Origin of the sequence: Daejeonella sp. (genome assembly GCF_046590655.1) — a bacterium.
GTDB lineage: Bacteria > Bacteroidota > Bacteroidia > Sphingobacteriales > Sphingobacteriaceae > Daejeonella.
On sequence record NZ_JBKJUM010000042.1, the window covers coordinates 1 to 15,568 of the forward strand.

General features: G+C 42.4%; 14 protein-coding genes. 3 read left to right on the forward strand and 11 right to left on the reverse strand.

Annotated elements, in window-relative coordinates; genetic code table 11:
* The 5 genes from ACLL8Z_RS04750 to pafA all read right to left on the reverse strand — a co-directional run.
* The coding region (locus ACLL8Z_RS04750) for an amidohydrolase family protein (protein ID WP_411273616.1) at positions 1-1,077 on the reverse strand (1,077 nt) is incomplete at its 3' end.
* Between the two features lie 83 nt (positions 1,078-1,160).
* Entirely contained in the window at positions 1,161-2,381 is a 1,221-nt protein-coding gene (locus ACLL8Z_RS04755; protein ID WP_411273617.1) for an amidohydrolase/deacetylase family metallohydrolase, read from the reverse strand.
* A gap of 47 nt (positions 2,382-2,428) precedes the next feature.
* The gene (locus ACLL8Z_RS04760) at positions 2,429-3,847 is read right to left on the reverse strand and encodes a hypothetical protein (RefSeq protein ID WP_411273618.1); all 1,419 of its coding nucleotides are present in this window, start codon (positions 3,845-3,847) and stop codon (positions 2,429-2,431) included.
* 127 nt (positions 3,848-3,974) lie between these two features.
* On the reverse strand, positions 3,975-6,200 hold the full coding sequence (locus ACLL8Z_RS04765; RefSeq protein WP_411273619.1) for a PQQ-binding-like beta-propeller repeat protein: 2,226 nt from the start codon (positions 6,198-6,200) through the stop codon (positions 3,975-3,977).
* Positions 6,201-6,246: 46 nt separating this feature from the next.
* Entirely contained in the window at positions 6,247-7,908 is a 1,662-nt protein-coding gene (gene pafA / locus ACLL8Z_RS04770) for an alkaline phosphatase PafA (RefSeq protein WP_411273620.1), read from the reverse strand.
* Between the two features lie 299 nt (positions 7,909-8,207).
* Between pafA and ACLL8Z_RS04775 the strand changes: the two genes are divergently transcribed.
* Positions 8,208-9,245: an LLM class flavin-dependent oxidoreductase gene (locus tag ACLL8Z_RS04775; protein ID WP_411273621.1), complete on the forward strand. Its 1,038-nt coding sequence runs from the start codon at positions 8,208-8,210 to the stop codon at positions 9,243-9,245.
* 24 nt (positions 9,246-9,269) lie between these two features.
* Positions 9,270-10,427 carry a putative sensor domain DACNV-containing protein gene (locus ACLL8Z_RS04780; RefSeq protein ID WP_411273622.1) on the forward strand — a complete coding sequence of 386 codons (1,158 nt, stop codon included), beginning with the start codon at positions 9,270-9,272 and terminating at the stop codon, positions 10,425-10,427.
* A 109-nt stretch (positions 10,428-10,536) separates the two neighbouring features.
* Here the strand turns inward: ACLL8Z_RS04780 and ACLL8Z_RS04785 are convergent, their stop codons facing one another.
* The 4 genes from ACLL8Z_RS04785 to ACLL8Z_RS04800 form a co-directional block, all read right to left on the reverse strand.
* Entirely contained in the window at positions 10,537-11,577 is a 1,041-nt protein-coding gene (locus tag ACLL8Z_RS04785) for an agmatine/peptidylarginine deiminase (protein WP_411273623.1), read from the reverse strand.
* Between the two features lies 1 nt (position 11,578).
* On the reverse strand, positions 11,579-12,463 hold the full coding sequence (locus ACLL8Z_RS04790; RefSeq protein WP_411273624.1) for a carbon-nitrogen hydrolase: 885 nt from the start codon (positions 12,461-12,463) through the stop codon (positions 11,579-11,581).
* A 398-nt stretch (positions 12,464-12,861) separates the two neighbouring features.
* Positions 12,862-13,248: a response regulator gene (locus tag ACLL8Z_RS04795; RefSeq protein ID WP_411273625.1), complete on the reverse strand. Its 387-nt coding sequence runs from the start codon at positions 13,246-13,248 to the stop codon at positions 12,862-12,864.
* Between the two features lie 92 nt (positions 13,249-13,340).
* A complete protein-coding gene (locus tag ACLL8Z_RS04800; protein WP_411273626.1) occupies positions 13,341-13,883 on the reverse strand; it encodes a hypothetical protein in 543 nt (180 codons plus the stop codon).
* A 123-nt stretch (positions 13,884-14,006) separates the two neighbouring features.
* Between ACLL8Z_RS04800 and ACLL8Z_RS04805 the strand changes: the two genes are divergently transcribed.
* Positions 14,007-14,846, forward strand: coding sequence for an MBL fold metallo-hydrolase (locus ACLL8Z_RS04805; protein WP_411273627.1), 840 nt, complete (start codon positions 14,007-14,009; stop codon positions 14,844-14,846).
* A gap of 30 nt (positions 14,847-14,876) precedes the next feature.
* Here the strand turns inward: ACLL8Z_RS04805 and ACLL8Z_RS04810 are convergent, their stop codons facing one another.
* On the reverse strand, positions 14,877-15,128 hold the full coding sequence (locus ACLL8Z_RS04810; RefSeq protein WP_411273628.1) for a hypothetical protein: 252 nt from the start codon (positions 15,126-15,128) through the stop codon (positions 14,877-14,879).
* Between the two features lie 19 nt (positions 15,129-15,147).
* Positions 15,148-15,540: a hypothetical protein gene (locus ACLL8Z_RS04815; protein WP_411273629.1), complete on the reverse strand. Its 393-nt coding sequence runs from the start codon at positions 15,538-15,540 to the stop codon at positions 15,148-15,150.
* Positions 15,541-15,568: the final 28 nt, after the last annotated feature.

A 15,568-nucleotide genomic window follows, 5' to 3' on the forward strand; every position in this document is an offset into this window, starting at 1 on the left:
GATAATACGAAGTGCATTTTTATAATAGACTTTCTTTAATATCTGATCGCTGAGGCCAAGCCCATACATTTTCCAATAAGCATGATACTTTTTATGGTAAGGAAAATATTCGTCTTCTGTTTCAAGCACCCGGAAATAGGTAGCATATTCGCTGGGTACCCAGCTATCCTTGCCAAAAAGTATGCGATCCTGATATGTATCGAAAAACTGCTTTGCCCGCCTGGGCTGACGTCCTAATTCTGCGATGATTGCTCCAAACTCCACATTAAAGTTCGGGTAAGTGTCAAGTAATTTCCCGAGATGATCCAGGTTGTTTGCAAACCATCCGAAATGTGCAATGATGAAGGTGGTCCTGGCATGTTTCTTAACCAGATTATGCTGTTGTTGAATAAGCTGTTCCCATGAATAGCCATCCGAACTGCTGCGGTTTCTGCCAGTTTGCGTAAGAAGTTCCAGCCAGCGTTCATTATTTGCATCGGGCTTGTCCCAAAATTGCTTTGGATCGGCGGTGTGGATCAATACGGGTATACCCAGCTGAGCGCATTTTGCCCATATAGGATCGAGCCTTGCATCATCCACAGCTATTACTTTACCGCTTTGATCCTTAACGGAAAATCCAAGGCTTTTAAATATTTTAAGTCCTTTTGCACCGACTTTAACATCATCTTCGAGCTGTTTAACTGCTTTTTGGATCCATCCTTCCTGCCCAACCCCATCAAATGAAATATTGGTAAAGATCACCAGGCGGTTCGGTGTCGTTTGAGAAACATGTTTAACTGCGGAGGCAAGATACTCACCACCCCTTCCGCTCAGGTTGACCATTACCCGCATATTGAGCTTGTCCATTTCAGAAAGCAGGTTTCCAAGATTTTGAGAACCCATATTATTCTGGTGATTGTGAACATCAATAAAAGGAAATTTCGCACGGGTGATCACATGCTCCGGCACAACCAGCGAAGAAGGGGGATTATATGTTTCGAAATCAATTCTGCTTTTGTCAGTTTGTGCCAGGCTGCAACGGCTAAAGATCAGCAAGGCAGCGAAATAAAGATATTTTGTGTTGAAAATGTTCATCATATTAATTACTCAGGCCTGAATGTAATATATAGTATTGGAAATATGTAAAGCCAATGAGAAAATTACAATGAGAAATACATCTTTTAGCGGTAAACTACCGGAGTCGTTATCCCATTAAGATTGTAAACAACTTTGCCCGCCCTTAAAGTAAGTTCGCATTCCAATTTCTTTGTTGCATCCATTTTATAGCCAGTATGATCCCAAAAGCCAAACTTGCCTTCACGCATGTTGAATACTGAAACGTCGGCAATGGATCCTACCGACAAAGTTCCAAGGTCTTCCCTGTTAATTTCCTTAGCGGGATTTTGTGTTGTAGCTTTAATAACCGAAGGAAGATCCATACCCATGGCAATAAATTTAGACATGACGTCCAATAAATTCTTCATCGCACCATTAGTAGCCCCTTTATTCATATCAGTGCTGATGGAATTTGGATAAAATCCTTGCTGAAGTGCCGGAATGGCTTGTGAATATGCAAAGCTTATTCCGCCAAAACCCACATCGAAAACAATACCTCTTTTTTGCGCTTCAACCACAAATGGTTTGATCTTTTTTGTTTTAGGATCCACGAGAGATTCTCTGGAATCACCAAGTTCGGCAAAACAATGCGTGAAAATATCGCCCGGACGGAGGTGTTTGAAAAATAATTCCTCAATCGAATGTGCCGGCACTGTACCCCCGAAATCAACCATAACAGGGATGTTGGCAATCTTTCCCGCGCCAACTGCTCTGTCAACAGCTACCCAGTCTGGGCGGTTATAATGTGCAGTTTTAATACCAACTATATAGTCTTTGTTTTTTATCGCGAACTCTGCGGTAAGATTTGAATCCATGTCTCCATTATCCTGCTCGAATTGACCTCCCTTATATCCTTCTCCAACAATATTCAGCCATGAAAGAACACGCGTTTCCGATCTGTCAATAGTCTCAGCCTTAAACCGTGGAAATGACTTCCACCCTGAACTTCCCGCATCAACAGTGGTCGTTATTCCTGTTCTGAATGTAAATCCATCAGGAACTGGATCACCGGCTCGTATACCATGAAAATTGTGCGAGTGGATATCGATCAGTCCCGGTGTTACATACAGGCCGGCGGCGTTGACAATTTGGGTTGCAGACTTGGCGTCAATTTTTTTGGCAACGCGTACTATCTTGTCGCCATTGATAGCAATGTCCATTATCTCATTGATATTGTTTTTTGGATCAATAACATGACCTCCTTGTATTACAATGCTATACGTTTGTGCATAACTTGCAAAGACAAGAAAGCAATTTGCGAGTAGGGCAAGTGATAGTTTTTTCATTTGGATTTATTGGTTTTTGAACCCGTATTTGCGGCGTCACAGTTTAATTATTTAGGAAAAATGATCTTCCATATATTACCACCCATAGCCCCGTACTCAATAACATAGGCAGTGTTACCGATCAGCACAGCATCCGTGGCAGCATTAAAGCCTTCTACAATGCGCGTTGTCTTAACAAAGTAGTTGTCGGTCATTTTATCGTATGAGAGATCCAGATGGAGAAGATCAGCTCCTTGCTCTGTGAAAGGTTTCATCATAACTGCGCGTGATCCAAGCGAATAACGGATGGTAAATCCATCGCCCCTAAAATCTTTTGACAGGGCACTTTTTTTGTCGAAGAATAAGGCAAGTGGAGAGCTATGCGGTGTGAAAGTGCTCACAGTAACACCGGTTTGATCCCCATCCAGGATCTTCCCGGAATGGCCACGGTACTCGTTAGCATCCGGTCCGAGGTTTTGAATTCCCGGCGAAAACTTAACACCGGCTGGTATTTTAGGAAAATTGGGATCGTTTCTAAAATACCTTACGGCCCAGGCGTGAGCACTGCGGGGAATGAAAGGATCTGTATCAGGGTTGGGAATCCAATCAGGATATTGTTGTGGATTTTCGATGCCGCCAATTACCCATGGGAAACCATAGTGGCGGCCCTCTCTTATCCAGAACATATCTTCATTATGATCGTAGTCTGAGGAATTGGATACCCCAAATAAATTCCCTTTGCCGTCGAAGCCTATATCGTAGGCGTTCCGAATTCCTTCTGCATAAATATAACCCCCCGCTTTGAGTTTTGCTTCGTCATCCAGCAGAACAAGGTCCTTCGAGTCAATCGGAATCCTGAATACATTGGCGGTAAGTGCCCCGTTCCTTGCATTTGGCCAGGCACCATTATTATCCTGAACCTCACCGTGGTCAGTACGGGCGCCGCTATTTACAAAGATGTATTGGCCGTCAGGACTGATTTCTAAAGCATTCCACCCATGATCAAATACAGTACGATTCGTGCCGTACTCAACCGTGTTAAACACAACCGACATGGCAGGCTTGCCTTTTCCGCTTAAATCGTAGCGAACCATTCTCCCCTTATTGCCTAAGCCATTATTCACTTTCGTATTGCCGGTTAAAAACAGGGTATTTTTATAGATGGCACCCCCCTGTAAACGAGGGATGCTATGATCTTCTACATTCAGAATTCTAACTGCCACCGGATTCTTGCTTAGCAGGTTTTTTATCTGATAAACTTCGCCATCATAGCAGGTAAAGTAGGCATGCCCGGTCGATTCGTCGTAAAGGATACGCACAGATTTCGGGGCTACAGCCATTACATACTCTACTCTGATATCCGGTCGCAAAGCTTTTGGTGGGATCAATGGCTTGGGCACAGGATTGTTTTGTGCATACGATAGGGGCACATTTAAAAACAAAGCAGCGAAAAGAATTCTGACTGCAAACGAATAATTGAACGTCATATATTTAATATAGATTTAAATAAAGCTTGTAGTCAATATTACCAGATAGCGCAGGATAAATGTTTTCCTGCGAATATTTACTAATCAAGATCTATCGCTGTCCAGGTGTGTTGATGAACAAACATCTTTAATAACATGATTCAGGTAGTGCAAAAGCCATCATATATCCGGCCGGGTTAGCAACATCGCCTCCCACACTGATAGCGATATATTGTCTACCGTTACTCCAATAGGTACTTGGGTTGGCATTAGCTACTCCTGGAAGTATATATTCCCAAACCGTTTTTCCTGTTTTCTGATCAATTGCACGAAACTTACGATCCCGTGTACTACCGATAAATAACATGCCTCCTTTAGTTACAAGCGGACCTGCTGAACCGCTTGATCCGGTTTCAGCTGCGCCAGGTAACTGACTTTCCTGGCTATTACCTAGAGTTACCGTCCACTCGAACTCACCTGTATTTAAATTAATGGCGTGTAATTGCCCAAATGGAGGTTTAATCCCTTGCCGTCTTTCGTTGTCATTGAACTGCCCATAAGCAGTAAGATTTAAATACTTATCGTCTTCTATTTTTTCAGCGATCTTATTAGCTGCAATGTTAACTTCGATCTCCCTGAGGAAGCTCTGCTCTCGGTCGGGACGGGGCGCAGCGGATTCCTTATCAAAAAGAAAAGAAATTATCGCATCCTCTTTACCAGAAATAACACTTGCGAACGAAGGCATTTTTCCACCACCTCTTTTTATCTTGTTTAAAGCATCTTCTTTACTTAATCTTGTTTCAATAGCTAAAAGTGAGGGATTTCCGGATTCATCGCCATTCCTATCCGGCATATGGCATGCTACGCAGTAGGTATTGTATAAAGCCTTCCCCTGGGCATAAACGCCCAGGTTGGCAGTTTCGTTCTGTACGACTTTTTTCATCGTAGCGATTTCAGGCGAATCATTGGATTTAACATAAATGATTCCTTTAAAAGGATCGACCGCTCCGCCGCCCCAGCTGGAGCCCCCACGACTGCCGGGCATCATAAAGGTCCCTTTGATAGAAGGGGGGGTGAAAGGCCCTTCATATCTGAACGATCTGAACCGTTTCATCAGCGTATCGTGAGATGCCTGGGAATAATAGGCAATATCAGCTTCGGTAATTATTTGCCGCGCATACGGCTTGGGTTTGGTTGGGAAAGGCTGAGTCGATGAAGTAACTTCACCGGGAATGTCAGAAGCAGGAACCGGTCGTTCTTCGATTGGCCACAGCGGCTCACCAGTATCCCTATTAAAGGTGTAGATATAACCAAGCTTTGAGGTTTGCGCTATTGCGTCTATTTTCTTCTTATTGTGAATTACTGTAATCAGATTCGGAGCTGCGGGAAGATCATAATCCCAAAGATCATGATGTATGGTTTGAAAATGCCATATATATTTGCCCGTACGTGCGTCCAGTGCGACTACAGAATTACCAAAGAGATTATTACCAACCCTGTCTTTTCCATAATAATCGTAAGTAGGGGAGCCAGTGGAAAGAAAAATCATTCCACGTTTTTCATCAAGCGTCATTCCGCCCCAGCTGTTCGCACCCCCAACGTATTTCCAGGCATCTTTTGGCCATGTATCATAACCTACCGCTCCGGGTTGGGGAACGGTGTGAAATGTCCAAACCAATGCACCTGTCTTTACATTATATGCGCGTATATGTCCGGGTTCAGCACCATATAATTCTGAAACCTCATTACCTATGATGTATAGGTCTTTGTAAATAGTACCGGGCGTGGTAGGAATGACGGATATTTTGTCCGGATCACCACGCATACCAATGTTCATACTGACTTTTCCGCCATTGCCGAAACTTGTTATGAGTTCTCCTGTCGCTGCATTAACTGAGAAAAGCTGGTCGCCTCCAGTGAACATTATTCTTTTATCAGACCCATCTTCATAGTAGGTTACACCTCTTCCAACTCCACCGCCGGCAGCACCGTTAAAGGGATCGAAGGACCAAATGTGTTCGCCGGTGGCGGCATTTAAAGCATACACACGGTGTCTTGCCGACATAGTAAACATTACACCGTCAATTATGATAGGATTACTCTCGCTGTTCCCCCCTCTAGAATTTTGCGGAGCGTCATTAAACTTATAAGTCCATGCTAACCCAAGCTGACTCACATTTCCGATATTCACCTGTTCTAATAGAGAGTACGCTGTACCCTCACTGTCTGCCTTATATACAGCCCAGGTACGATTTATATCGACTGGTTTTACATAAAAAGCAGAATAAACCTTGCATCCGGTATTAATCAGGATGCCTATAATGACTGGCACAAGTGCAGACCGTATACAGAGCAAGGTAAATGGTGTAGTCATTTAAAAGGCCATAGTTAATTTAATAAATTGATTTAGTAAATTTTGTTTATTTCAAAGCCTCATTCACTGCTCTCCCAATGTTCCCATTAGGCTCCTGAATCCTCAGAAGACCACTGATGGTGGGGGCGATGTCTGACATATTATACGGAACATTCGTTTTCCCTTGTTTGATTCCCCATCCCATCAATACAAATGGAATATGAGTATCGTCGGGACTTAGAGTTCCATGCGTAGCACCTGTCGGGCCTGAGCCAGAATACCACGCGGGCTTCAGCACAATCTGAATTACTCCGCTTCGCTCACGATTATAGCCATTGATAATGCGTTCGCGATAATTATGCGGGATATTGACAGTTTGCGCCTCCTCCATATCGACGACAAAGGCAACCCCCTCCTTTTTTTGAAGAAATTCAATAATTCTTTTTTTGATGTCAGCCAGATTAGTCTTGGCGGATTCCATTGCAGGATAGTTCAGGCTTACATTGTAGTTACTGAAGCTTCGAACGGCATTTTTTACTTTAAATTCATTCTCCAATGCTATATTCAACTCCTGCATAACTGCTGCGCTTTGAAAAATACCCGCCTGGATTTTGCTGCCAATCATATAATTCGCATTGTGTTGTACGGCATGATCTGCCGTAAGAAACACAGTGTAATTACCCTTGCCAACTTTTGAATCCAAATAAGTAAAAAAGGTGGCCATGTCACGGTCTAGCCTGAGGTACGTGTCTTCAACTTCAATTGAATTGGGCCCGAACTGATGGCCAACATAATCTGGGGTTGATACACTGATTGCAAGAAAGTCGGTAATTGCATCTGCTCCCAGCTGTTCATTTTCGACAGCAGCTCTTGCCAAATCGAGGGTTAAGCTGCTGCCATAAGGTGTACTGGTTATGACTCCCAAGCCGCGCCCAATCATCGCCGATGTTTTTACAGGAAAAGTGGGGCTATCCGTTCCCGCAAATTTTCCTTCGTACGGAGAATCGTCTTTTGTACTTTGCACATAAGTATTAATCGGATACAATGTGTTCCAGTCCTGTTTGAGGTATTTTTCCGGATATTTTTGTGCGTTAAAATCACTGACCCATACAGGGAGGGCATTCATGTAATAGGTGCTGGTTATCCAGTTTCCAGATGTACCATCATACCAGTAGGCAGCATTTGCGCTATGTCCGCCAGGTAGGATGCTTCCCCGGTCCTTTGAAGCAATAGCAATTACTTTCGAACGGAAATTTGTAGCCATCCGAAGCTCATCTGTCATAGTAGTGGTCAGCATATTGCGTGGCGACATCTGCCCCGCGTCAACACTACCGCTTCCCACCGTTGATACGGTGCTGTCTTCGACACAATACACGGTTCTGCCAGTCGCCTGGAGGATAAAATCATTTCCAGCAATGCCATGAATTGCAGGAACTGAACCAGTGTATACGGTAGTATGACCCGCACCTGTAACACTTGGAAGATAATCGATATAGGTATTCTCTACAGAAAAGCCTTCATTAAGCATCCTCTTAAAACCTCCATTTCCATAACGGTCATAAAAGCGGTACAAAAAGTCCCACCGCATTTGGTCCACCATAATGCCAACCACCAGCTTTGGCCTTGCCAATGCTCCGCTTTGTATGGGTGCTTGTGATTTTTTCTGCTGAGCTGTAACCGACAACGAGGAAATGATTATTGAGGAGATTACAAGGATTTTAAATTTCATGTTTAGCTAATATGGCAAAGTAAAAATATAAGTTTAGTGTAAATTATTAGAAGTCAGTTCTCGAAGTCTGTAAGAAGATTCATTCCGACAAATATCTGCTAAATAAAATCTCTGGATGTAATATATTAAATACTTGTGGATTTTCCGTCAACGAAAAACCGGAGTTCCCCTCTAAAATTTGACAATCAGAGGGGTTTATTTTGACTTTCAAATTATAGCCCGATAAAGCTTTTAATTGCCGAAATCTTAATTTTATCAAATATTCCTGAAGTATTTTTTCAGGTCAATTGTGAGGTAAAATGGTAAATATTTCTGAAGATCGGAGGCCCCTGCCTTTATCTGTTTTGGATTTGGTACCGGTGGTTTCCGGCAAAACCCCCGCCGATTCTTTTAAAAATACACTGGATCTGGCTCAAAATGCTGAGCGTTTTGGATATAGGCGCTATTGGATGGCTGAACATCACAATATGGCGGGCATTGCAAGTTCGGCTACTTCGATCCTCATTTCGCATGTAGCGGGCGGAACTTCTAAAATACGGGTTGGTTCCGGGGGTATTATGTTGCCAAACCATTCGCCATTAGTAATTGCGGAGCAGTTTGGAACTCTTGAATCTTTATTTCCCGGACGAATCGATCTTGGTCTTGGGCGTGCCCCTGGAACAGACCTGCTTACGGCGATGGCGTTACGCCGAAATCTGGATGGTGCAGGCGAAGATTTCGCTCAGAACTTAGCCGAGCTTAGGGAATATCTGTCTGCAGAGAATTCAGGCGCTGGTGTACGAGCTATTCCCGGGGAAGGACTGGATATTCCCATTTGGCTTTTGGGTTCGAGCACCTACAGCGCGCAACTAGCGGGTATTCTGGGTCTGCCTTTCTCATTTGCAAGCCATTTTGCTCCAAATCTCCTTTTTACTGCTTTACAAGTTTATAGAGAAAGCTTTAGACCTTCCGAGGTGCTGCAAGAACCGTACGCTATGGCTTGCGTAAATGTGATTGCCGCTGATTCGGATGAAGAGGCTCAGCGTTTAGCAACATCTCTGTATATGGCTTTCCTGAACATCATTAAAGGGACCAGAACAACACTTCAACCCCCGGTTGATAATATGGATTCTGTTTGGAATGAAGCCGAACGAAACGCGGTAAAGCAGATGTTAAGCTATACTTTTATTGGTTGTGCAGAAACGATAAAAACAAAGATTCAGGCTTTCGCCGATGATACCCGTGTTGATGAGATTATGATAGCAGGTATGATCCACGATCATCATGCTAGAGTGAAATCTTATAAGATACTTTCCGAGTTACAAATCAAAAAATATGAAGTGTATATTAGAACATAAATCAGCCGCTTTAAAAATTATTGCATGACTCAGCTAAAAAATATTTCCGAGGGATCTACCTATAAAGCTGCTGCTTCTGTGGCCGATACAGTAGTTAATATTTTCTCACAGCATCTTGACAGAGCTGTAGAAAAAGGGGAAGAAGATATAGCATCGGTTCCTTCTGCACATCATGTTGAACAGATCTTAGATACTGCATTTTGGGCAAGCTTAAGAAGGGAGGAAGGAAATTCGCCTAAGGTTTCCATCGCGTTCTTGTCGCCTGAACAAGCGGGCTTCCCTCTGCGTTTTGAGCATAAGCTAACATTCAGTCCAAACGTCCTTACAAAACTCGGTCCCGGAGTTGAACGGCCTGGTGTTCATCTCGGCGTTTGGTATGATCAGGACGGTTTATATATATGGGGAACCACTCATAAAATTCCGAATTACTGCTTTGTTCTCGATGTATCGGAGCCAGGGCTTTTGGTCATTAAACATCGCCGATCTAATGGGTTTGGAAAGTTTACAAATATTGTTGTTTTAACAGGCGACCAAATCAAAGTTGTTGATGAGGATAGCCGAAATCTTCCGGATTGCCCTGTATTACTGACCTCCCTTCTGGGATTCACATCTGCCTCACCAAACAATTCCGTCAACGTACTGATACAGATTGCTACGTCTATGAGAGCTCACAAACACGGCGGCTCATTACTGGTAGTGCCTTCCGGCAGTGATTCATGGCGAGATTCAATTATTCATCCAATAAAATATTCGATTTCTCCAGCATTTTCAGGGCTTTCCGATCTGATGAGACAGGATATTAAAAATTGGAGTAATGGAATCTGGCAGGGAGAATTGAGCCGGGAAATAGACAGCATTGCGGGACTCACAGCTATTGATGGGGCAACCGTTATTACGGATAAACATGAAGTACTCGCTTTTGGAGCAAAGATTGGCCGCACTGAAGGCAGTTCCCGGGTTGAGCGTGTGCTGATCACTGAACCTATAATTGGAGGTGATGGTGTCATCGTAAATCCGGCAATGAGCGGAGGAACAAGGCACATGTCGGCTGCACAATTTGTCCACGACCAAAAAGACGCTATTGCACTTGTGGCTTCTCAGGACGGTATTTTCACAATTTTCACTTGGTCGCCTTGCGAGAATATTGTCCATGCGCATAGGATTGATAGTTTGCTTTTGTGAGAACCAAGAGCCAGGAATCAGGAATCAAGATTGGGGTTTCATTAATTTAAATTTCTCAATAGTTGTGGGGGGTGACCTAGTCCTGACTCTTGGTTCTTGGTTCCTGGCTCTAAAGCGGTATCTGTTGACTCAAACAATGAAGCGTGCCAAACCCCCATATTAAGTCAATCGCACAAACAGGAATGACTTCCCGTCCGGGGAAACAATCTGCAATAATATTGAGTGCGTGTCTGTCGTTCGGATCGTTGAATGTTGGAACTAAAACACAATTATTTAAGATCAGAAAGTTTGCATAGCTCGCTGGAAGACTAAGATTTTCGAACTCCAGTTTTTGGGGCATAGGAAGGGTAACGATTTTTGGCTTTTGTCCGTTTTCGAGCCTGGCGTTTTGTAATATCTTAAAATTATCTTGAAGTGCTTTGTAATTAGAAGAATTTGCATCAGATTCAACAACTGCGACTATTGTATCCTCATTTACAAACCGGCAAAGATCATCAATATGTCCATGGGTATCATCTCCTTCAATACCATCGCCGAGCCAAATCACATTCGTTATTCCAAGGTATTCCTTAAAAACTGCTTCATAATCAGCTTTAGTAAATCCCGCATTCCTAACCTGGATACTCGGATGCATCAGGCACTCCTCTGAAGTTAACAGGGTTCCTTTTCCATTGACATCGATCGCTCCGCCTTCGAGGACAACCGGACTTCCTTCGTAGATTACCTGGGTCAAAGGAAGCTTTAGAGCTGCAGCCACTTTCGCCGGAACATGCTTGTCGAGCTGATAATTTTTGTATTTAGCCCAACCGTTGAAATTGAAATTCAAAACTTCCCGTTGATCGCCATTTTTTACAATGATCGGGCCTGAATCCCGCATCCAGCTTCTGTTGGTTTTATGGGTTATAAAACGAACCTTTTGAAGATCTACATGAGCTGCGCCCAGCATTTCAGTTACGTTATTCTGTTGTTTTGTATCAGCTACAATTAAAAAAACCTGTTCATATAAACTGATCTTTTTGATGTACTCAACAAAATCCCACTTAATAGCGTCATACTTTCCCGGCCAGTCTTTCCCGCTGTGAGGAAAACAAAGTAAAATACCTTGCTGCTCTTCCCATTCTGCAGGAAACCTTCTGTTTGAAGATTTCATATCAACGGGCTCTTTTAGTAAGATCTTCGTAGGAGTCGATTCTGCGATCCCTAAAGAACGGCCAATTCTGCCTTACATTTTCTTGCAGGTCAAGATCAATTTCTGCAATAAGAATTTCCTCTTTATCTTCTGAAGCTTGTGCAAGGATTTCGCCCTGCGGTCCGCAAATAAATGACGATCCCCAAAATTGGATTCCGTCAGTTCCAGGAACGTATTGTTCCAGGCCGATTCGGTTAGCCGCCGCTACATAAACGCCGTTGGCAACAGCATGGCCTTTCATGACCGTCATCCAGGCGTTCTGCTGTTTCTCACCATATTCATCTTTTTCTTTAGGATGCCATCCAATTGCCGTAGGATAAAAGAGAACCTCTGCGCCTTGCAGTGCCGTTAAACGTGCGGCTTCAGGATACCACTGATCCCAGCAAATCAGCGTTCCGATATTTCCTTTATTAGTGGGAAAAGTTTTAAAGCCAATATCCCCTGGTGTAAAATAAAATTTTTCGTAAAAATGCGGATCGTCGGGGATGTGCATTTTTCGGTAAAGCCCCGCCTCAGTGCCGTCCGTGTTAATAATATAAGCGCTGTTATGGTAAATACCTGCCATCCTTTTCTCAAAGAAAGGGACGATAACAACAATACCCAGTTCCTTTGCCAGCGCACTAAATGCAGTAAATGAAGTGCTGTATAATGGCTCTGCCAGGGCGAAGGCATTAGTATCCTCATCCTGGCAGAAATAGTGCGAACTGTAGAGTTCAGGAATACAAATTACTTCTGCTCCCTGCAGTGCCGCATCCCTCACCCACTTAAGGCATTTCTTCAGATTATTTTGAGGAATATCGTTCAAGCTAACCTGTACAACCGCTACTTTATATTTTTTGTTGGGCATAATTGTGTATTTCAAAAAGGAAGTCCAAAATTACTGAAAATATTGTTCGGGGGAAGTTTCATACAGAGTTTAGTTTGATGAGTTGAAATGTAAACTTTCCAGGCATTTCCCGCAGGCCGGTTTCCGCTGTATTCAGGTTTTTTTGGCAGGAGTTGTGTTGCTATTTACGGAGCAAAATGCACCAAAGCAGATACTATTTGTAGACCCTTGCAGACCAGTCAGCAATCGCTTTTCGAAGGGTATGTTCTTTGACTCTAACGTGCGATTCAGCCCCCGGCAAAAAGCCTTAAAAGGTTTCCTATAACGCCTGTCACCTGTTCTAAACCAGAAAGTTTGGAAATTGCCATATGGACATAGAAATTAACTAATTCAAGCTCGTTAATAACATTTAAATCCTTTTAATCATCGGTTGACTCCTTGACTCCTTTAGCCAAACACTCTTTAATAACCGCCATAAAATTCTTCAGATCGAAAGGCTTGCTGATAAACGCGTCGCATTCATAAGTACCGAGTGATTGGATAACCTTTGGGTAGCCCGAAAAAATAATAACTGGAAGATGTGAAGTGCTGGGTTCGTTTTTTATCATATGGCAAAGTTCACCGCCATTGATTCCAAAAAGCAGGTAGTCGATCAATATCAGATCAGGGTTTTTATCATGTATCATCTGAAATATGTCTTCGACAATAGGGCTTGTATCAACTGAATAGTTTTCCAACGAAAGAGCCGCTTCAACCGCCTCGAGAATATCCTGGTCATTATCGATCACAAGGATGCGTTTTTGCATAGATATAAGATTTTAAACTTAACAACACCTTTGGGATTTTGTTAGGATACCCACGAAAAAGTTAGCGGTTTTTGACAGACCAGGGTCTATATTTATTTAAAGGTGACTCCGAGACCAATGCGATATGAACCCATTGTGAAACTTTGCTTGAAAAAGCCCGATGGGAAATCAATTTCCTGATAATTATAGCCGGTTTGCAAACCCAGATTCAAACTATTATTAACTGATATAGAATATGAAAGGCCCGCTCCGGCGGTAATGCCCCTGTTAATATTGTTAAAAAGCTTAATGGAATAACCACCATATACATCTGCCTTAAAGCCAGTCAAATCCGGATTAAAAAAATATGCTGCGTTAATGGTTATAGGAAGTGTGTTAAAAGTAGCTCCATCATTTTTTTTATAATTATCTGTGCCAAGGGCCAGACCTAATCCATAATTCTCATTGATTACCCGCGTGATACCACTTCGAGTTCTGAAAGCATTAAATTCTGAGTTAGTTCCAAGAGTGTTACTTTGATGAATTAATCCGCCGATCTCTGTGTAATTTACGACTTTTCTTCCCTGTGAATAGGAATTGAGTGCCAAAATGCATAAAAAGGGTAACGTCAGAAATTTAATTTGGAATGATTTCATATCGATATAATGGGTAAATTAACACAATTATTAAGACGAATATACAGTCAGCTAAAATATTGAGTACTTTTTTTCAATAATTTTGCGACTCAATAAGATACGAAATTTACTCGCGATTAGTTCATGGCATTACACATTTCCTCCTTAAATTCGGGTAGTAACGGAAATTGCTATTATCTGGCAAATGACAAGGATGCAATACTGGTAGATGTTGGATTGAATTGCCGGGAGACTGAGAAGAGGATGGCCAGGCTGGGGCTTTCCATGACAAAGGTGAGGGCAATATTTATTTCTCATGAACATTCAGATCATATATGCGGTTTGCCAGTAATTGCCCGTAAATATCAATTGCCCATATATATAACTCCAGGAACACGACTTGGCGGGCGGCTCTCTTTGCAGGATGAACTTGTACGTTCATTTGATGCCCACGAATGCATAAGCATAGGAGATCTGCTTATTACTGCATTTCCTAAACTTCATGATGCTTCAGAACCTCATAGTTTTATTGTTAGCTGCCGGGGGGTAACCGTAGGAGTTTTTACAGATATTGGCTTTCCCTGCGAAAACCTGATCCGGTATTTCAAAAAATGTAATGCGGCATTTCTGGAAGCAAATTATGATGATGAAATGCTTGACAAAGGGGGATATCCTTATTTTCTGAAGAAAAGAATTCGCGGAGGTCAGGGTCATTTATCGAATCGTCAGGCTTTGGAATTATTCACCTCCTGTAAACCCTCCAATATGAGCCATTTACTGCTATCACATTTATCGAGGGACAATAATTCTCCTGAGCTAGTATATGAATTATTTAAGCGGGAAGCGGGTGATACAAAAGTTGTAATTGCTTCGCGAGATAGGGAGACTGAAATATACTACATTCAGGCAGTTGACAGTTGCCGGAAAGATATTTTGCCAATCAAGATTCCTGTGCGAGAAAGTCTTCAATATTCCCTTTTTTAGTATAGTCAAATATCAAATATAGCGATTGGCTTATGTCGATTTTCCTTTATGTTCCCAATGATCTTTAATAATTTCCCCATCTGAACCAGTTTTTAGCCGCCTGGAAAATCTTTCGCCTTTGATTTTGCCATTGAGGTCTTTCTGTCCAAGAAATAACATGATGGGCCTTCCTGCCTGATCAGTCTTAAACGCCATTTGATATTTTTTGAACGGCTTTTCAATTAGTGAGTCAGGTTCGTAAACCTGGTTCAGGACTTTTAACACAGGCTGTTTAAGTTCCATAGTTTTAATTTAAATTTTTCTATTTCTTCGGGATATCATCCAGCTTGAACTGTTTTTCATCTTCATCATCATCGTCCTGTTTTAGTTCGTCCGGATAAGGGTTTAATTTATCTTCATCGGCATTTTCAATATGAAAGTCTAGCCTCACCTCTGTTTTTCTTAAATCAACTCCGGAGGGTGCAGGATTAATTCCATTATCATCCGAACGCTGATCATCTCCATTTGCACTTCCATCCCGGTATTCCTGTTCTTCGGTTTCAGGTGAATCTACTTCCGGATTAAAATCCGAAATTCCTATACCACTTACGCTCCCCATACTTAAATTGTTCCCCATATCCAATTCATTGCCCTGTTGTGTTTCTCCATCCGGACCTTCCTGGTCATTTCTGGGATAATTTCCGTTTTCGTTCATTATAGTATTGTATTTAATTTATAACAAG